Here is an 18,421-nt window from a genome sequence, read left to right on the forward strand (position 1 = left end):
AGCGAATCAGGATTCGATATGAGTAATAGCTTAACACTGTCTAACTTACTGAGCCCTTGGGGGGCTTTTGACTGCGCTGAACTGGCGGAAGTCGAGGTCACGCACCTTGAGTTAGATAGCCGAGCGGTAAGTTCGGGAGACATTTTCGTTGCTGTTATTGGTCATGCCGTCGATGGACGCCGTTTTATCGATAAAGCGATAGAGTTAGGAGCCCGTGCGGTGGTAGCTCAAGCGTGCGAAGAGCATGTTCATGGTAGTGTTGAACTGCGTAATGGCGTCGCTATCGCTTATGTCCAAGATCTGAATCAAGCGCTCTCTGCTCTGGCTGGTCGAGTCTATCAATCAGATGCGACTCAGCTGATTGGCGTGACAGGCACCAATGGCAAAACCACGATTACCCAACTTATCGCTCAGTGGCTTGATTTAGTCGGTCAGCGTTCTGGCGTTATGGGCACGACAGGTAATGGCTTTCTCGACGACCTGAAAATCGCAAAAAATACCACAGGTAGTGCGATTGAAATTCAGCGTACTTTGAGTGAATTATCGGCTCAGGGGGCGGCCTATACTGCAATGGAAATCTCATCACACGGTTTGGTTCAAGGCCGTGTTAAAGCACTCAAATTTGCAGCCGGTGTTTTTACTAACCTGAGTCGAGACCACCTTGACTACCATGGCACGATGGAAGAATACGCGTTAGCCAAACAGAGTCTGTTTACCAAGCATCACTGTCAGCACGCCATCATTAATGCCGATGATCCAGTGGGGTTGGCGTGGTTATCTGAATTATCCGATGCCGTTGCCGTGTCGCTTAATCCTATAACTGATCGCGCTAATGCAGTGTGGGCCTCAGACGTGGCTTATGCCGAAACTGGCATCCGTATGGATTTCGATGGTGCGTGGGGCACGGGATCACTGCAGGTACCTTTGATCGGTCAGTTTAATGCATCGAATGTTTTAGTGGCGTTCGCGACACTGCTTGCTTTAGGTATTGATAAACAACAACTGGTTGATAGTGCACCCAAGTTACAGCCAGTGATTGGCCGTATGGAGTTATTCCAAGCGCCGCAAAAAGCCAAAGTCGTCGTCGACTATGCTCACACGCCAGATGCACTGGAAAAAGCATTAGCCGCACTGCGCGTGCATTGCTCCGGCAACTTATGGGCAATTTTTGGTTGCGGCGGCGATCGAGATAAAGGCAAGCGTCCAATGATGGCGGAGACGGCGGAACAGTTCGCCGACAAGATCATTATCTCTGATGATAACCCTCGCAGTGAAGACCCGGCGGAAATCGTCAAAGACATGCTGGTGGGTCTAAAGCAGCCTCAAGCCGCATACGTTGAGCATGACCGCTATCAAGCGGTGAAGTTTGCCCTTGAGCAAGCGAGTAACAATGACATTATCCTACTGGCAGGTAAGGGCCATGAGGATTACCAAGTATTAAAAGATGAAACGGTGCACTACTCTGACCGAGAGTCAGCACTGCAATTATTAGGTATTCACAATGATTGATGTATCACTAGAACAGGTCTGTGAGGCCGTAAATGGTGAACTAATTGAATCAGCGGACGCAGGTAAAGCGACCATGATTCATTCGGTATCTACAGATACACGTACCGTTCAAAGTGGTGCTCTGTTTGTGGCTTTGGTTGGCGAGCGATTTGATGCGCATGACTTTTGCCATCAAGCGGTTGAAGCACAAGCCAGCGCGTTGTTAGTCGAACGAAAACTTGACCTAAATATTACTCAAGTCGTTGTTGAGGATACTAAACTTGCGTTGGGTCAGTTGAGTGCATGGGTGCATGCTCAATGTGAAGTGCCAACTATGGCGATTACCGGCAGCTGCGGAAAAACCACCGTTAAAGAGATGGTGGCGAGCATTCTACAACAGCGCGGAAAAGTACTGTTTACAGCGGGCAACTTCAATAATGATATCGGAGTGCCACTGACGCTACTACGCAGTGAGTCAAGTGATGACTTTGCGGTGATTGAGCTTGGTGCTAACCACATCGGTGAGATTGCTTACACCACACAACTGGTGAAGCCGCAAGTGGCGGTGGTAAATAATGTTGCCGCAGCGCACCTTGAAGGCTTCGGTTCAATGGATGGTGTAAAGCAAGCTAAGGGTGAAATCTACCAAGGCCTCTCTGCTGGTGACACCGCTATCGTCAATTTAGAGAGTAATGGTGGTGAATATTGGGAAGAAGTTTTGGCAGACAAGTCAGTGCTTACGTTCTCAGATGTTAACCCTGAGGCCGATTATTTTGCCGACGAAGTTGAGCTTAATGAGCAAGGTGAAGCCTGCTTTACGATGCACACCCCACAAGGGGATATCACCATTGAGCTAGGTATTATTGGTCAACATAATGTGGCAAATGCGCTTTGTGCAGCTGCATTAAGCATCCAGTTCGGTGCGAGTTTGAATGACATTCAGACTGGATTGAAAAACTTAATCTCAGTTAAGGGCCGCGTTGAGGTTCAACAACTGAGTGAACAAATTAAGCTAATTGATGACAGTTACAATGCCAGCGTGCCTGCGATGAAGGCGGCGGCAAAACTGTTGTCTAGCTTTAAAGGGCAGCGTTGGCTGATTTTAGGCAATATGGCGGAATTAGGCGATGAAAGCCTTGCACTTCACCGTCAAGTCGGTGAATATGCTGCCCCATTCGCTTTTGAGCATGTACTCACTTACGGTGATGATACAAAGGTGATCAGTGAGGTCTGCAACGGCATTCACTTCGCCACGCATCAAGCGATGATCGCACATATAGAGCAGCAGTTAAGCTTGCCAAATAATGCGTCGCATACATTGTTAGTTAAAGGCGCAAATAGTGCAGGAATGAGTAAAATTGCCGCTGCTTTAAAGGAGAACTTTTCATGATTATTTGGCTTGCAGAGCTGCTACAGCCACACTTTTCTTTTTTTCGTCTGTTTGAATACCTTTCGTTTCGAGCAATCGCGAGTATTTTGACGGCTCTATGCTTGTCACTGTGGATGGGACCTCGTTTAATTGAGCGTCTGCAAATGCTGCAAATCGGTCAAGTTGTTCGTAATGACGGCCCTGAATCTCACTTCAGCAAACGCGGTACACCAACCATGGGTGGTGTGATGATCTTGGCTGCGATCATCATTACCGTTTTGTTGTGGGCTGATCTTTCTAACCCTTATGTATGGGCTGTGATGGCAGTACTTGGCGGTTATGGTGCGGTCGGTTTTGTTGATGACTATCGCAAAGTTGTGCGTAAGAACACCGATGGCCTAATTGCTCGCTGGAAGTACTTCTGGCAGTCAGCGATTGCGCTGGTTGTGGCGTTTGCACTGTATGCACACGGTCAAGACACAGCAGCGACTCAGCTTGTTGTACCTTTCTTCAAAGATGTGATGCCACAGCTTGGCTTACTCTACATTGTGTTGACGTACTTTGTTATCGTGGGCACCAGTAATGCGGTTAACCTAACAGATGGTTTAGACGGTCTAGCGATCATGCCAACGGTAATGGTAGCAGCAGGCTTTGCGGTTATTGCATGGGCGACAGGTAACGTGAACTTTGCTGAGTACCTACACATTCCATATATCCCGTTTACTTCTGAACTGGTTGTTGTGTGTACCGCCATTGTCGGTGCTGGCCTTGGTTTCCTATGGTTTAACACTTACCCTGCACAAGTATTCATGGGCGATGTTGGCTCTCTAGCTCTCGGTGGTGCTCTGGGTACGATTGCGGTATTGGTTCGTCAGGAGTTGGTACTGGTTATTATGGGCGGTGTATTTGTAATGGAGACGCTATCAGTAATCCTACAGGTCGGCTCTTACAAGCTGCGCGGTCAGCGTATTTTCCGTATGGCACCAATTCACCACCACTATGAGCTGAAAGGTTGGCCAGAGCCGCGTGTAATCGTGCGTTTTTGGATCATCTCAATGGTTCTTGTTTTGATTGGCCTAGCGACACTGAAAGTTCGTTAACTCCACGTTAAGCCTCGTTAATACGGGGCTTTATCCACATTAAGAGCGTCTTGTTTAAATGGAACCTTGGCAAAATATTCAAAATGTAGTGGTTGTAGGGCTCGGTATTACCGGGCTCTCTGTCGTTAAACATCTTGTAAAATATCAGCCTCACTGCACGGTGAGAGTGATCGACACTCGCGATAATCCACCGGGCAAAGAGTCACTGCCGGATGGTGTTGCTCTGCATTCTGGGAGCTGGCAAAACGAGTGGTTGGCACAAGCCGACCTTGTGGTGACAAACCCAGGTATCGCACTGGCAACACCAGAGATCCAAACGGTGTTGGCGCGCGGCGGTGCTGTTGTGGGTGATATTGAATTGTTCGCTTGGGCGGTTGAGAAGCCTGTCGTGGCAATCACGGGCTCCAACGGTAAGAGCACTGTGACAGACCTTACGGGTGTACTTGCTAAAGCTGCTGGTCTTAAGGTGGGCGTTGGTGGCAACATCGGTGTCCCTGCATTGGATCTACTTGAACAAGATGCCGACCTCTATGTGTTAGAACTGTCGAGTTTCCAATTAGAGACCACATCCAGCCTTAAATTAGCGGCAGCGGCATTCTTGAACCTCTCTGAAGATCACATGGATCGCTATCAAGGCATGGCCGACTACTGTGACGCTAAGCGCCGTATCTTCAAACATGCGCAATACGCTTTAGTAAACCGTGATGATCGCGAAACCTATCCGCTGGATTCACAACAAGTTGTAAGCTTTGGTTTTGATAACCAAGAGTTTGGCGTTGATGTGATTGATGGCGAAGAGTGGCTTGTTGATCATGGCGCACCTGTTATTCGCACCCAAGACCTCACTCTGGTTGGTCGACACAATGTATCAAATGCTTTGGTTTGTTTGGCACTACTGAAACTGGCAAACATCGACTACACCAACAGTCTTGATGCATTGAAAGCATATAACGGCCTGACCCATCGTTGCCAAGTCGTCGCAGACAAACGCGATGTGAAGTGGGTTAACGACTCTAAAGCAACCAACGTTGCCAGCACTTTGGCGGCTTTGTCAGGTCTAGAGTGCGCAGGAACACTCTATTTGTTAGTCGGTGGTGTGGGTAAAGGGGCAGACTTCAGTGAGCTTGCACCGGTACTCAACAATATCGCCCGCATTCAATTGTGCTGTTTTGGTGAAGATGCTGACCAGTTTATGCCTCTGCATTCATCGGCACAAAAGTTTGACACCATGCAGCAGATTATTGAAACCGTCTCACCACAGCTGGTGGCAGGAGATATGGTGATGTTGTCTCCGGCGTGTGCAAGCTTCGATCAGTTTAGTAATTTCATGGCAAGGGGTGATGCATTCACCGAGCTTGCTCAAAAGTACGCTTAATCGTTAAAGGACTGGGAACCAGTGCAGAAAGTGAGACAGCTCAACCACTCAATTTGGCAATGGCTTAACCGCTCAACGCCAGAGGCGCTTTACGATCGTCAATTGGTCTGGATCGCGCTTGGGCTGATGATGACTGGATTGGTAATGGTGACGTCTGCTTCGTTCCCAATCAGTGCTCGCTTAACCGATCAGCCTTTTCACTTTATGTTCCGCCATGCGATCTTTTTGCTGCTGGCACTGGGTGTATCTAGCGTAGTACTGCAAATCCCGATGAAGCGCTGGCTTCAATACAGTATGTACTTATTGGGATTATCCTTCTTCTTGCTGGTAGTGGTATTGGCTGTTGGTAAATCGGTTAACGGCGCATCGCGTTGGATCCCTTTGGGGTTATTCAACCTTCAACCAGCAGAGGTCGCGAAGTTGTCGCTGTTTATCTTCATGGCCGGTTACTTGGTTCGTAAGCAAGATGAAGTGAGAAAAACCTTCTTCGGTGGCTTTGCTAAACCCATTATGGTTTTCGGAGCCTTTGCTGTGTTGCTACTAGGCCAGCCCGACTTAGGTACTGTGGTTGTAATGTTGGTGACTCTGTTTGGCATGCTGTTCATTGCTGGAGCGAAACTGTCGCAGTTTATCGCTCTAATGGTCGCTGGTGTGGCTGCGGTTGTTGGTTTGATTGTGATAGAGCCGTACCGTGTGCGACGTGTGACCTCATTCTGGGAACCCTGGAATGACCCGTTTGGTAGTGGCTACCAGCTAACCCAATCTCTGATGGCATTTGGTCGCGGAGACTGGATGGGGCAAGGCTTAGGCAACTCGATTCAAAAGCTAGAGTATTTGCCAGAGGCACATACTGACTTCGTCTTCGCAGTGCTTGCTGAAGAGCTCGGTTTTGTCGGCGTGACCTTGGTATTGATGCTGATCTTCAGTCTGGTTTTCAAAGCAATTTTTATTGGTAAGAAAGCCTTTGAAAACGATCAGGTGTTTAGCGGCTATCTCGCTTTTGGCATCGGTATTTGGTTTGCTTTCCAAACTCTGGTTAATGTCGGTGCAGCGTCGGGTATCGTACCGACCAAAGGCTTAACGTTGCCATTGATCAGTTATGGTGGTTCCAGCTTGATCATTATGTCGGTCGCGGTATCTATGCTGCTGCGGATTGACCATGAATGTCGCCTAATAGAACAACAAGATGCTGAGCATCAAAACGAATTAAATGAATAGTAACAGCATGAAAAAGAACAAAAGATTATTGGTGATGGCAGGCGGTACTGGCGGTCACGTTTTTCCAGGCTTAGCGGTCGCGAAAAAGCTACAACAGCAAGGTTGGGAGATTCGCTGGCTAGGTACGGCTGATCGTATGGAAGCCGATCTGGTACCAAAGCACGGCATCGAGATTGATTTCATTAAGGTGAAAGGGCTACGAGGCCAAGGCATCGCTAAGTTAATTAAAGCGCCTTTCCAAATTATTAATGCCATACTTCAAGCAAAGCAACACATTAAGGCATGGCAGCCAGATGTCGTGCTTGGCATGGGCGGCTATGTAAGTGGTCCAGGTGGCATCGCCGCTTGGTTATCGGGCATTCCAGTGGTGCTGCATGAGCAGAATGCAGTAGCCGGTTTAACCAACCAATGGCTATCTAAGATCGCGAAAAAAGTGTTTCAGGCGTTTCCAGGCGCATTCCCTAGTGCGGATGTTGTGGGTAACCCAGTACGTGAAGATGTTGTTGCACTGCCTGAACCCAGTGAGCGCATGGCGGAACGTGACGGTGATATCCGTATCCTAGTTATGGGCGGTAGCCAAGGTGCCAAGATCCTCAATGATACCTTGCCAGTGGCTTTGGGTCAGCTTGGTGAAGGCTTCACAGTGATGCATCAAGCGGGCAAAAACAATCAACAGCAAGTTATTGAACAATATAATTCTCATTCTGTGAGCAATGTTCAAGTGACTGAATTTATTGATGATGTAGCGCAAGCCTATGCATGGGCCGATCTATTAGTGTGTCGTTCAGGTGCGTTAACAGTGTCTGAAGTCTCTGCTGCAGGTGTTGGCTCTATCTTTGTGCCTTTCATGCATAAAGATCGCCAGCAAGCGCTTAATGCCGACCACTTAGTGGATTGCGGCGCTGCGTTGATGATCGAACAGCCAGATCTCACGGCAGAAAAGCTAGCGAATACTATCGCTCAGCTAGATAGAAATGAATTAAAAACGATGGCAACAAAGGCACGCCAAGCGGCGAAGCTGGACGCTGATGTGACCGTCGCTAAAGCCATTCAAGCTTTAGCAAAATAACGAGATAAATTTGATGACGATTGAACATACGCAAGACTTAGCGCAGATTCGTGCAATGGTGCCAGAGATGCGCCGAGTGAAATCTATCCACTTCATCGGTATTGGTGGCGCTGGTATGAGCGGGATTGCTGAAGTCTTGCTAAACGAAGGCTACCAGATTACAGGTTCTGACATTGCTCAAAACCCAGTAACAGAGCGTTTGGTTAGCAAGGGTGCAACGGTCTACATTGGCCATCAAGCGAGTAATGTCGCGAACGCAAGCGTGGTTGTTGTTTCGACGGCAATCAATGAAGAGAACCCAGAAATTGTTGCAGCTCGTGAAGCGCGCACACCGATTGTGCGTCGTGCCGAGATGCTCGCAGAGCTGATGCGTTTTCGTCACGGTATCGCGGTGGCAGGTACGCACGGTAAAACAACCACAACGGCTCTAGTCACACAGATTTACTCTGAAGCCGGTCTTGATCCAACGTTCGTTAACGGCGGTTTGGTAAAAAGTGCGGGCACCAATGCTCGTCTAGGTTCAAGCCGCATCCTGATTGCAGAGGCTGATGAGAGTGATGCATCATTCTTACATCTGCAACCTATGGTAAGCATCGTTACTAACATCGAAGCTGACCACATGGATACCTACGGTGGTGACTTCGAAACGTTAAAGCAGACCTTCATCGACTTCCTACACAATCTGCCATTTTACGGTCAGGCTGTGATGTGTGTGGATGATCCAGTAGTACGTGAGCTTATCCCTCAAGTAAGTCGTCAAGTGATTACTTACGGTTTCTCTGAAGATGCTGATGTGCGTATTGAGAACTACCGCCAAGAAGGTCAGCAAGGCAAGTTTACCGTCGTACGTGAAGGCAAAGCGAATCTGGATATCACACTCAATATTCCTGGTCGTCACAACGCATTGAATGCTTCAGCTGCCATTGCAGTGGCAACAGAAGATGACATCAGCGATGAAGCAATCCTAAAAGCGATGGCAGGCACGCAGGGTACAGGTCGCCGTTTTGATCACTTAGGTGAATACGAAACCGGAAGAGGTGTGGCAATGCTGGTGGATGATTACGGTCATCACCCAACTGAGGTCGACGTGACCATCCAAGCGGCACGCAGCGGTTGGGAAGACAAGCGTCTGGTGATGATATTCCAGCCGCACCGTTATAGCCGCACCCGCGATCTGTTCGATGATTTTGCCAATGTTCTTGAGCAGGTTGACGTTTTAATCTTGCTTGATGTCTACTCAGCAGGTGAAAAACCGATTGCTGGTGCTGATGGCCGTGCATTGAGCCGAACTATTCGAGGCCGCGGTAAAATCGACCCTATTTTTGTTCCAGATATTACTGCATTGCCTTCAACACTAGCCAATGTTATCCAAGGCGGTGATCTCGTGTTAACACAAGGTGCAGGCGATGTTGGTCGAGTAGCGAAACAGCTAGAAACGCTAAAGTTAGATATAAATCAAATGCAGAGTGCTTAATAGAATAAGTTCTCACATACTGTGGTCGAGCGCGCACTTCTTGCGCTTGACCCAAATTTAACCGAAAATCTGATTATCAACGTTTGATAGTTTGATTTTGCTCAGTATAATTCATAGGTTAAAGTAAGTGCTTTTACCTCTATTACGAAAAGATAGGGAATAGAATTGCGAACCAACGACAGGGACTGCGGGTTTTGGTAGAAAGTACTTTCAGCGAAAACCGCCACCTATTTAGCTTACCATCGTTAAAGAAACACGCCTTTGGTGGTTCTTTTCTGATTTTGGTAGTGCTTTTCATTGGGTTTCTTTTCTATACCACTCTAAGTTGGATGTGGGACGATCAACGATTGCCTCTCTCTAAAATTGTACTTCAAGGTGACTTAACTTATGTCTCCGCCAGTGATGTTCAGCAAGCGTTTAGCCAGATTGAACATATCGGAACCTTCATGTCACAAGACATCGATGTGTTGCAAGACAGTTTAGAGGCACTTCCATGGGTTTCTGTTGTCTCTATTCGTAAGCAATGGCCTGACACGATTAAAGTTTTTTTGACTGAGCACCAAGCTGCCGCGATTTGGAACGGTAATATGTTGCTAAACGAAAACGGCGACGTGTTTAATGGGGATATAGGTCAACTTGAAGGTGACAGAGTCAAACTCTATGGTCCTCAAGATTCGAGTCAAGAAGTGATCGCCAAGTGGCGTCAAATCACTCCGCTGATCAACAGCGTAGGGTTGAATATTACTTCACTGGTTCTGAATGAACGTAGAGCATGGCAAATCATCCTAGACAACGGTATTCGCCTAGAGCTAGGAAAAGATTCTTTAGATGAGCGTGTTGAGCGCTTTATTTCGCTTTATAACGAGTTAGGTGATAAAGCAAATCGAGTGAGCTACATCGACCTCAGGTATGATACGGGAGCCGCAGTAGGCTGGTTTCCAGAGCAAGAGTTAGAAGAGAGTACAGATGACTAAGGCCGCAGATGACAACATAATTGTTGGTCTTGATATAGGCACTGCAACCATATCAGCTCTAGTGGGTGAGGTACTGCCTGATGGTCAAATCAATATCATTGGATCTGGGCAGAGCCCATCCAGAGGTATGGATAAAGGCGGTGTCAACGACCTAGAGTCGGTAGTGAAATCGGTTCAGCGTGCCATTGATCAAGCGGAACTGATGGCTGAATGCCAAATTAGCAATGTATTTATCTCACTATCGGGTAAGCACATCGCAAGCCGAATTGAAAAAGGTATGGGCACTATCTCGGATGAGGAAGTGTCACAAGACGATATGGACCGAGCAATCCATACCGCGAAATCAATTAAAATAGGTGACGAGCAGAGAATTCTGCACGTGATTCCACAAGAATTCACCATCGATTACCAAGAGGGTATTAAAAACCCACTTGGCTTATCTGGGGTTCGAATGGAAGTGAGTGTTCACCTGATTTCTTGCCACAGCGATATGGCGAGAAACATTATTAAAGCTGTCGAACGATGTGGTCTCACCGTAGAGCAGATCGTGTTTTCAGGGCTTGCCTCAAGTAATGCGGTAATCACTGAAGACGAGAGAGAGCTTGGAGTGTGTGTGGTCGATATTGGTGCAGGGACGATGGATATCTCCATTTGGACCGGTGGTGCGTTGCGACACACAGAAGTCTTTTCCTATGCAGGAAATGCCGTAACCAGTGATATTGCCTTCGCATTCGGTACACCAGTCAGTGATGCCGAAGAGATCAAAGTAAAACACGGTTGCGCTCTGAGCGAACTCGTAAGCAAGGATGACTCAGTTAACGTCCCAAGTGTGGGTGGTCGACCGTCTCGTAGTTTGCAAAGACAAACACTTTCTGAGGTGATTGAACCACGTTATACAGAATTAATGGGGCTTGTTAATCAAACTATTGATACTGTTCAACTACAGTTAAGAGATGAAGGTATTAAACATCATCTTGCTGCCGGGGTGGTTTTGACCGGTGGTGCTGCACAGATTGAAGGATTAGTAGAGTGTGCGGAACGTGTTTTCCGCAATCAAGTTCGAGTGGGTAAGCCGTTAGAAGTTAGTGGCTTAACCGATTATGTTAAAGAGCCGTATCATTCTACGGCGGTTGGTTTACTTCATTACGCAAGAGACTGCCAAATAAACGATGAAGGCGATTACAGCGAGCCAAAGCGTAGCGCGCCTTCGATGACAGGTTTGTTTGGTAAATTGCGTAATTGGATACAAAAAGAGTTTTAACCTGAGTTGCAGGAAAAACGGAGATAACACATGTTTGAACCGATGATGGAAATGTCTGACGATGCAGTAATTAAAGTCGTTGGAGTTGGTGGCGGTGGCGGTAACGCTGTTGAGCACATGGTACGTGAGTCAATTGAAGGTGTTGAGTTCATTAGCGTAAACACTGATGCTCAAGCACTTCGCAAGACTAGCGTGAGCAGCGTGATCCAAATTGGTGGTGACATCACTAAGGGTCTGGGCGCTGGCGCAAACCCACAAGTTGGCCGTGATGCAGCTCTCGAAGACCGAGAAAGAATTAAAGAAGTTCTAACTGGCGCCGATATGGTATTTATCGCAGCTGGTATGGGCGGTGGTACAGGTACTGGTGCCGCTCCGGTGATTGCTGAAGTAGCAAAAGAGCTGGGCGTACTAACAGTCGCTGTTGTCACTAAGCCATTTAGCTTCGAAGGTAAAAAGCGTCTAGCGTTTGCTGAACAAGGTATTGAAGAGCTATCTAAACATGTGGATTCATTGATTACGATTCCAAATGAGAAGCTACTGAAAGTACTGGGTCGTGGTGTCACACTTCTAGAAGCATTCGCAAGCGCGAACGATGTTCTTAAGAACGCGGTTCAAGGTATTGCAGAGCTAATTACTCGCCCTGGCATGATTAACGTCGACTTTGCGGACGTACGCACCGTAATGTCGGAAATGGGTCATGCAATGATGGGTAGCGGCATCGCGAAAGGCGAAGACCGTGCAGAGGAAGCGGCTGAAACGGCAATTTCTAGCCCACTACTAGAAGACATCGACCTAGCGGGTGCGCGTGGTGTGCTTGTTAACATCACAGCTGGTTTGGATATGCGTCTAGACGAGTTCGAAACCGTAGGTAACACAGTTAAAGCCTTTGCTTCTGATAATGCAACAGTAGTAATCGGTACTTCTCTAGACCCAGATATGACGGACGAAATCCGCGTAACTGTGGTAGCAACAGGTATTGGCACTGAGAGAAAGCCAGACATTACGTTAGTTGCCGGTGGTAAAGCAAAAGTGGCTTCGGCTACTCAACCACAAGCTGCAGTACAAGCTGCACCAAAAGTGGAAGAGAAAGTGGCACAGCCATTGCAAGAAAAAACTGAGGTTAAACCTCAAGTGAAACCACAGCCAACAACGTCACCTGTTTCTTCAGGTACAGGCGCTACGCAAAACGCAGCACCTAAGCCAGAAAAAGAGAGTGGGTACTTAGATATTCCAGCATTCTTACGACGTCAGGCTGATTAACAAACAACCAATATTTGACTATAGTCAATTTAGTGGTAAAATTCGCGGTCGGTAAATACTGGCCGTGATTTGTAGCACTGATAAGAGGCAGGCAGATGATCAGACAACGTACTCTGAAAGAAATTGTGAAAACAACTGGTGTGGGTCTCCACTCTGGTCGTAAAGTCACACTTACTCTTCGCCCGGCAGCTGCAAATACAGGCATTGTATATCGTCGTACAGATGTAAACCCTCCTGTAGATTTTCCAGCTGATCCAGCATCAGTTCGTGACACTATGTTATGTACAGCACTTGTAAATGACGCAGGTGTACGTATTTCAACGGTTGAACACTTGAATGCAGCATTAGCAGGTATGGGTATCGACAACATTATTGTTGAAGTAGATGCTCCTGAGATTCCAATCATGGACGGCAGTTCAAGCCCGTTTGTGTATCTAATCCAGCAAGCTGGCGTGGAAACTCAAAATGCAGCGAAGCGTTTTATTCGTATCAAAAAGCCAGTACGTTTTGAAGACGGTGATAAGTGGGCAGAATTTGTACCATTCAACGGCTTCCGTATGGACTTCGAGATCGACTTCAACCACCCAGCGATTGAAGCTGATGAACAGCGTCTTCTGTTTGACTTCTCTTCACAAGGTTTTGTTAAAGAGATTTCTCGCGCTCGTACTTTCGGCTTCATGCGTGATATCGAATATTTACAATCTCAGAACCTAGTTCTAGGTGGTAGTTTTGATAACGCTATCGTGCTTGATGAGTACCGCATTCTTAACGAAGAAGGTCTTCGTTTTGATAACGAATTTGTTACTCACAAAGTGCTGGATGCGATTGGTGATCTTTACATGTGTGGACACGCTATCATTGGTGAGTTCCGTGCATACAAATCGGGTCACGGCCTAAACAACCAACTTCTACGTGCAGTTCTTGCTGATGCAGAAGCTTGGGAATGGGCAACATTCGAAGAAGAAGCAGGCTCTCCAGTTGCTTTTGCAGAACCAGGTATGGTTTTGGCGTAAAACTGCAATCAAAGATTTTAGAAACCAGGCAATGCGCCTGGTTTTTTTGTATCTGTAATAAAGTTAAAGTGCGATAAAGCACGGGAATAAGCATTAGGTTTGCCTTGAGGTTGTTTATTCCATCGACAATTGGTAATAAAAGTTCAAACCACATCAAACAAATGGCCTCATAAATGGTCGTTGAGGTGAAAATTACTTACACTAGATGCCAATAATTTTAACTCAAGCCTTGAAAACTCTACTCTCCAACACAATATCTGAGGTACTAGATTTATCTCAGTATCCTTGGTTCGTAACTAACACGAGTTCACAACTGGTAGAGACTGACGGCATTTAAAATAGATCGCGGACGATCTGAGAACGAAGAGATTCCAAGCACATGATTACTAAGCTGCTGACAAAGGTAATTGGCAGTCGCAATGACAGAACACTGCGCCGCCTTAGAAAGATTGTAAAAGAAATTAATAACTACGAACCAACGTTTGAGGCTCTGTCTGATGAAGAGCTAAAAGCAAAAACTGTTGAGTTCCGTGAGCGCTTAGACAAAGGTGAAACACTAGACCAACTTCTACCAGAAGCATTCGCAACAGTACGTGAAGCATCAAAGCGTGTTTACGGAATGCGTCATTTCGACGTACAGCTGATTGGTGGTATGGTTCTTAACGCTGGTCAAATCGCAGAGATGCGTACCGGTGAAGGTAAAACACTAACAGCGACTCTACCTGCTTACCTAAACGCACTTCCAAGTAAGGGTGTTCACGTTGTAACGGTGAACGACTACCTAGCGAAGCGTGATGCTGAGACAAACCGTCCTCTATTTGAATTCTTAGGCATGACCGTTGGTGTTAACGTACCAAACATGGCTCCACCTGAGAAAAAAGCGGCTTACCAAGCGGATATCCTATACGGCACAAACAACGAATTCGGTTTTGACTACCTACGTGACAACATGGCTTTCCGCGCGGAAGACCGTGTACAACGTGAACGCTTTTTCGCAGTTGTCGATGAGGTGGACTCAATCCTAATCGATGAAGCGCGTACTCCTCTTATTATCTCTGGCCCAGCTGAAGATAGCTCAGATCTTTACACTCGAATCAACACTCTGATCCCTCATCTAGAGCTTCAAGATAAAGAAGACTCAGAGGAGTACCGTGGTGAAGGTCACTACACCATGGACGAGAAGTCTAAACAGGTTCACCTGACTGAAAACGGTCAAGAATTTGTTGAAGAGCTAATGGTGAAAAACGGCCTGATGGAAGAGGGCGACACGCTTTACTCTCCAGCTAATATCAGCCTACTACACCACGTTAATGCAGCCCTGCGCGCGCACGTATTGTTCGAGAAGAACGTAGACTACATCGTTACTGAAGAAGGCGAAGTGGTTATCGTTGATGAACACACTGGTCGTACAATGCCTGGTCGTCGTTGGTCTGAAGGTCTGCACCAAGCGGTTGAGGCAAAAGAAGGCGTTAAGATTCAGAACGAAAACCAAACTCTTGCTTCGATTACTTTCCAGAACTTCTTCCGTCTATACGAAAAACTGTCAGGTATGACAGGTACGGCAGACACAGAAGCATTCGAATTCCAATCGATCTACGGCTTAGAAACGGTGGTTATCCCAACCAACAAGCCTATGGTTCGTAACGATATGCCTGACGTGGTTTATCGTACTGAAGCTGACAAGTTCAACGCCATCATTGAAGACATCAAAGAGCGTGTTGCTGCAGGTCAACCATCGCTGGTGGGTACGGTTTCTATCGAGAAATCTGAACTGCTGTCGAACGCTCTGAAAAAAGCAAAAATTAAGCACAACGTACTGAACGCGAAGTTCCACGAAAAAGAAGCGGAAATCGTAGCGCAAGCGGGTACACCCGGTGCTGTGACTATCGCAACGAACATGGCCGGTCGTGGTACTGATATCGTGTTAGGTGGTAGCTGGCAAGCGGAAGTTGAAAAACTACAAAACCCAACTCAAGAGCAGATTGACAAGATCAAAGCAGATTGGAAAGTGGTTCATGACAAAGTACTAGAGTCTGGTGGTCTACACATCATTGGTACTGAGCGTCACGAATCTCGTCGTATCGATAACCAGCTACGTGGTCGTTCTGGTCGTCAGGGTGACGCAGGTTCTTCTCGTTTCTATCTATCAATGGAAGACTCGCTACTGCGTATCTTCACATCTGACCGTATGGCTGGTCTTATCCAGAGCGGTATGGAAGAGGGTGAAGCGATTGAATCTAAGATGCTATCTCGTTCTATTGAAAAAGCACAACGTAAGGTTGAAGGTCGCAACTTCGATATCCGTAAGCAGCTTCTAGAGTACGATGACGTAGCGAACGATCAGCGTAAAGTGGTTTACGAACTGCGTGATGAGCTAATGAGTTCTGACGACATCAGCGAGATGATCGAACACAACCGTGAAGATGTGTTCACATCAGTTATTGATGAATACATCCCGCCACAATCACTAGAAGACATGTGGGATATCTCAGGTCTTCAAGACCGTCTGAAGAACGACTTCGATCTAGACTTTGATATTCAAGGTTGGTTAGACGAAGACGATAAGCTTTACGAAGAAGCACTGCGTGAACGCATCCTAGGCATGGCTGTTGATGTTTACAAACAGAAAGAAGAAGTGGTTGGCGCACAAGTTCTGCGCAACTTCGAGAAGTCTGTCATGCTACAAACTCTTGATGGTTTGTGGAAAGAGCACTTGGCGGCAATGGATCACCTTCGTCAAGGTATCCATCTGCGTGGTTACGCACAGAAGAACCCGAAACAAGAGTACAAGCGCGAGTCGTTTGAACTGTTTGAAGGTCTCCTAGAAGTGCTTAAGTCTGACGTGATTACTATCCTTTCGAAAGTTCGAGTGCAGCAACAAGAAGAAGTAGAGAAGATGGAAGCGCAGCGTCAAGCTCAAGCTGAAGAGGCGGCACGCCGTGCACAAGCTCAACACGCTTCAGCTGAAAACCAACTATCTGACGGCGAAGAGTCAGCAGAAGGGCATCAGCCAGTTGTACGTGACGAGCGCAAAGTTGGCCGTAATGAGCCATGTCCATGTGGCAGTGGCAAGAAGTACAAGCAGTGCCATGGTAAAATTGCGTAAGTTTAATGAATCGTCGCTGTAGCGCATGATAGCTACGTTGGTGGTACTCACTTACAGTCGTAAGCTCTGTGCCACCGCCTTGCTCTCAGGCACTACAACTTAGCTTCATAAAACTGACAAATAGAATATAAAGAGTCGCTTAGGCGGCTCTTTTTGTATGTGAAAGTAATAAGGTTTCGATAGCGTCATCCTCGAGAGTGAGGGATGAGCGAGTCGGGGATCTTTCGAACTAACAAAAGAGCAGATTCTCTATTTAATTCGTTCCTCATTGTAGGGAATGACGGTAGAGACATAGAAGGAACACCATCAATGAAAAGAATCCATATTGTAGCGGGCATTATCTTCAATCAGGATAAATCGGAAATCTATATTACCAAGCGTCCGAGTGATAAACACAAAGGCGGCTTTTGGGAGTTTCCAGGCGGCAAGGTTGAAGAGGGCGAAACCATTGAACAAGCTATGGTTCGTGAGCTTGATGAAGAGATCGGCATTATGGTGACTGAGCAGAGCTTGTTTGAACACTTAGAGTTTGATTATCCAGACAAGTCTCTAAAGTTTGATTTCATCTGTGTCACTGCTTTCGAGCAGCAGCCTTATGGCAAAGAAGGGCAACAAGGGCAGTGGGTTGCGATTGAAGCATTGCCAGACTACGAATTCCCAGAAGCAAACGTGCCGATTTTACAGCGTGTAGTAAAAGAGTACTCGTAAGGGCTAGCCTGAGTCTGAGATTGTTGTTAGTTTAAAGAGATAGTGAACTTGAGTCGCTCTGCGAATGTATGCAGGGGACAAACCAAACAATGGAGATAAATGCAGTGGTAAGAATTGCAATTGCAGGAGCAGCAGGTCGCATGGGCCGTAACTTGGTGAAAGCTACTCACCAAAACAAAGATGCGACGGTTGGTGCTGGTTCAGAGCGCCCAGAGTCATCGCTGGTCGGTGTTGATATCGGTGAGCTGTGTGGTGAAGGTCGCTTTGAGGTTGCCTTGGTTGATGATCTAGCAAAAGTGGTAGAAGAGTTTGACGTCATCGTCGACTTTACTGCGCCTGTCAGCACTCTAGCGAACATTAAACTGTGCAAGAAGCATGGCAAAAAGCTTGTGATTGGTACAACTGGCTTCTCTGAAGAAGAGAAACAAGTGATTGCCGCTGCGTCTAAAGAGATGCCAATTGTTATGGCTCCCAACTACAGTGTTGGTGTTAACCTAGTATTCAAGCTGCTTGAGAAAGCGGCCAAGGTAATGGGTGATTACTGTGATGTTGAAATTGTTGAAGCGCACCATCGTCATAAAGTCGATGCGCCATCAGGCACTGCGATTGGTATGGGCGAAGCGATTGCCGGAGCTATGGGTAATGATCTGAATGACGTTGCGGTTTGGGCTCGTGAAGGCATTACCGGTGAGCGCACTAAAGATGAGATCGGTTTTGCAACCATTCGTGCCGGCGACATCATTGGTGAGCACACAGCAATGTTTGCAGATATTGGTGAGCGTGTCGAAATTACCCACAAAGCAACCGATCGTATGACTTTTGCGAACGGTGCGATCAAGGCGGCGGTTTGGTTAGATAGTAAACCTGCAGGCTTTTATACCATGACAGATGTGCTGGGTTTGAACGAACTGTAAATAGATAATTATGCGCTGGCAATTGCCGGCGCTTTGTTTATTTAGCCCATTCTAATGATAATTAAACTTCACTAAGGTCGTGGAAATACGCT

Annotated in this window: 14 protein-coding genes; all 14 read left to right on the top strand. The window is 46.9% G+C overall.

What is annotated here, in order from left to right:
- Window positions 1-18 precede the first annotated feature (18 nt).
- Window positions 19-1,509 (top strand): UDP-N-acetylmuramoyl-L-alanyl-D-glutamate--2,6-diaminopimelate ligase, encoded by a 1,491-nt coding sequence (murE, locus tag vsple_RS02280; RefSeq protein WP_261882560.1) that lies wholly within the window; start codon window positions 19-21, stop codon window positions 1,507-1,509.
- Window positions 1,502-2,878 carry a UDP-N-acetylmuramoyl-tripeptide--D-alanyl-D-alanine ligase gene (locus vsple_RS02285; RefSeq protein WP_261882561.1) on the top strand — a complete coding sequence of 459 codons (1,377 nt, stop codon included), beginning with the start codon at window positions 1,502-1,504 and terminating at the stop codon, window positions 2,876-2,878. Before murE ends, vsple_RS02285 begins: the two co-directional genes overlap by 8 nt.
- On the top strand, window positions 2,875-3,957 hold the full coding sequence (mraY, locus tag vsple_RS02290; RefSeq protein ID WP_032553116.1) for a phospho-N-acetylmuramoyl-pentapeptide-transferase: 1,083 nt from the start codon (window positions 2,875-2,877) through the stop codon (window positions 3,955-3,957). Before vsple_RS02285 ends, mraY begins: the two co-directional genes overlap by 4 nt.
- Window positions 3,958-4,015: 58 nt before the next feature.
- The gene (gene murD, locus vsple_RS02295; protein ID WP_261882562.1) at window positions 4,016-5,332 is read left to right on the top strand and encodes a UDP-N-acetylmuramoyl-L-alanine--D-glutamate ligase; all 1,317 of its coding nucleotides are present in this window, start codon (window positions 4,016-4,018) and stop codon (window positions 5,330-5,332) included.
- A gap of 30 nt (window positions 5,333-5,362) precedes the next feature.
- On the top strand, window positions 5,363-6,550 hold the full coding sequence (ftsW, locus tag vsple_RS02300; RefSeq protein ID WP_372064208.1) for a cell division protein FtsW: 1,188 nt from the start codon (window positions 5,363-5,365) through the stop codon (window positions 6,548-6,550).
- A 7-nt stretch (window positions 6,551-6,557) separates the two neighbouring features.
- Window positions 6,558-7,619, top strand: a complete 1,062-nt coding sequence (murG, locus tag vsple_RS02305) for an undecaprenyldiphospho-muramoylpentapeptide beta-N-acetylglucosaminyltransferase (RefSeq protein ID WP_261882564.1) — start codon at window positions 6,558-6,560, stop codon at window positions 7,617-7,619.
- 13 nt (window positions 7,620-7,632) lie between these two features.
- On the top strand, window positions 7,633-9,093 hold the full coding sequence (gene murC / locus vsple_RS02310; protein WP_255231470.1) for a UDP-N-acetylmuramate--L-alanine ligase: 1,461 nt from the start codon (window positions 7,633-7,635) through the stop codon (window positions 9,091-9,093).
- Between the two features lie 194 nt (window positions 9,094-9,287).
- Window positions 9,288-10,067: a cell division protein FtsQ/DivIB gene (locus tag vsple_RS02315; RefSeq protein ID WP_255231469.1), complete on the top strand. Its 780-nt coding sequence runs from the start codon at window positions 9,288-9,290 to the stop codon at window positions 10,065-10,067.
- The gene (ftsA, locus tag vsple_RS02320) at window positions 10,060-11,328 is read left to right on the top strand and encodes a cell division protein FtsA (protein WP_261882565.1); all 1,269 of its coding nucleotides are present in this window, start codon (window positions 10,060-10,062) and stop codon (window positions 11,326-11,328) included. The genes vsple_RS02315 and ftsA overlap by 8 nt, the downstream gene beginning before the upstream one ends.
- 30 nt (window positions 11,329-11,358) lie before the next feature.
- Window positions 11,359-12,588 (top strand): cell division protein FtsZ, encoded by a 1,230-nt coding sequence (gene ftsZ / locus vsple_RS02325; RefSeq protein ID WP_261882566.1) that lies wholly within the window; start codon window positions 11,359-11,361, stop codon window positions 12,586-12,588.
- Window positions 12,589-12,683: 95 nt separating this feature from the next.
- Window positions 12,684-13,601: a UDP-3-O-acyl-N-acetylglucosamine deacetylase gene (lpxC, locus tag vsple_RS02330; RefSeq protein WP_032553123.1), complete on the top strand. Its 918-nt coding sequence runs from the start codon at window positions 12,684-12,686 to the stop codon at window positions 13,599-13,601.
- Window positions 13,602-13,980: 379 nt separating this feature from the next.
- Window positions 13,981-16,707: a preprotein translocase subunit SecA gene (gene secA, locus vsple_RS02335; RefSeq protein ID WP_261882567.1), complete on the top strand. Its 2,727-nt coding sequence runs from the start codon at window positions 13,981-13,983 to the stop codon at window positions 16,705-16,707.
- A gap of 309 nt (window positions 16,708-17,016) precedes the next feature.
- Entirely contained in the window at window positions 17,017-17,415 is a 399-nt protein-coding gene (gene mutT / locus vsple_RS02340; RefSeq protein ID WP_261882568.1) for an 8-oxo-dGTP diphosphatase MutT, read from the top strand.
- Window positions 17,416-17,504: 89 nt separating this feature from the next.
- On the top strand, window positions 17,505-18,329 hold the full coding sequence (dapB, locus tag vsple_RS02345) for a 4-hydroxy-tetrahydrodipicolinate reductase (protein WP_261882569.1): 825 nt from the start codon (window positions 17,505-17,507) through the stop codon (window positions 18,327-18,329).
- Window positions 18,330-18,421 lie beyond the last annotated feature (92 nt).

The sequence above is a fragment of the Vibrio pelagius genome, from assembly GCF_024347575.1.
GTDB classification, from domain to species: domain Bacteria; phylum Pseudomonadota; class Gammaproteobacteria; order Enterobacterales; family Vibrionaceae; genus Vibrio; species Vibrio pelagius.

Bases quoted from the DNA above. Each gene is read 5' to 3' on its own strand.
- dapB (WP_261882569.1), top strand. From the start codon at position 17,505: ATGGAGATAAATGCAGTGGTAAGAATTGCAATTGCAGGAGCAGCAGGT.
- lpxC (WP_032553123.1), top strand. From the start codon at position 12,684: ATGATCAGACAACGTACTCTGAAAGAAATTGTGAAAACAACTGGTGTG.
- ftsA (WP_261882565.1), top strand. From the start codon at position 10,060: ATGACTAAGGCCGCAGATGACAACATAATTGTTGGTCTTGATATAGGC.
- ftsZ (WP_261882566.1), top strand. From the start codon at position 11,359: ATGTTTGAACCGATGATGGAAATGTCTGACGATGCAGTAATTAAAGTC.
- mutT (WP_261882568.1), top strand. From the start codon at position 17,017: ATGAAAAGAATCCATATTGTAGCGGGCATTATCTTCAATCAGGATAAA.
- murD (WP_261882562.1), top strand. From the start codon at position 4,016: ATGGAACCTTGGCAAAATATTCAAAATGTAGTGGTTGTAGGGCTCGGT.
- vsple_RS02285 (WP_261882561.1), top strand. From the start codon at position 1,502: ATGATTGATGTATCACTAGAACAGGTCTGTGAGGCCGTAAATGGTGAA.
- murG (WP_261882564.1), top strand. From the start codon at position 6,558: ATGAAAAAGAACAAAAGATTATTGGTGATGGCAGGCGGTACTGGCGGT.
- murE (WP_261882560.1), top strand. From the start codon at position 19: ATGAGTAATAGCTTAACACTGTCTAACTTACTGAGCCCTTGGGGGGCT.
- mraY (WP_032553116.1), top strand. From the start codon at position 2,875: ATGATTATTTGGCTTGCAGAGCTGCTACAGCCACACTTTTCTTTTTTT.
- secA (WP_261882567.1), top strand. From the start codon at position 13,981: ATGATTACTAAGCTGCTGACAAAGGTAATTGGCAGTCGCAATGACAGA.
- murC (WP_255231470.1), top strand. From the start codon at position 7,633: ATGACGATTGAACATACGCAAGACTTAGCGCAGATTCGTGCAATGGTG.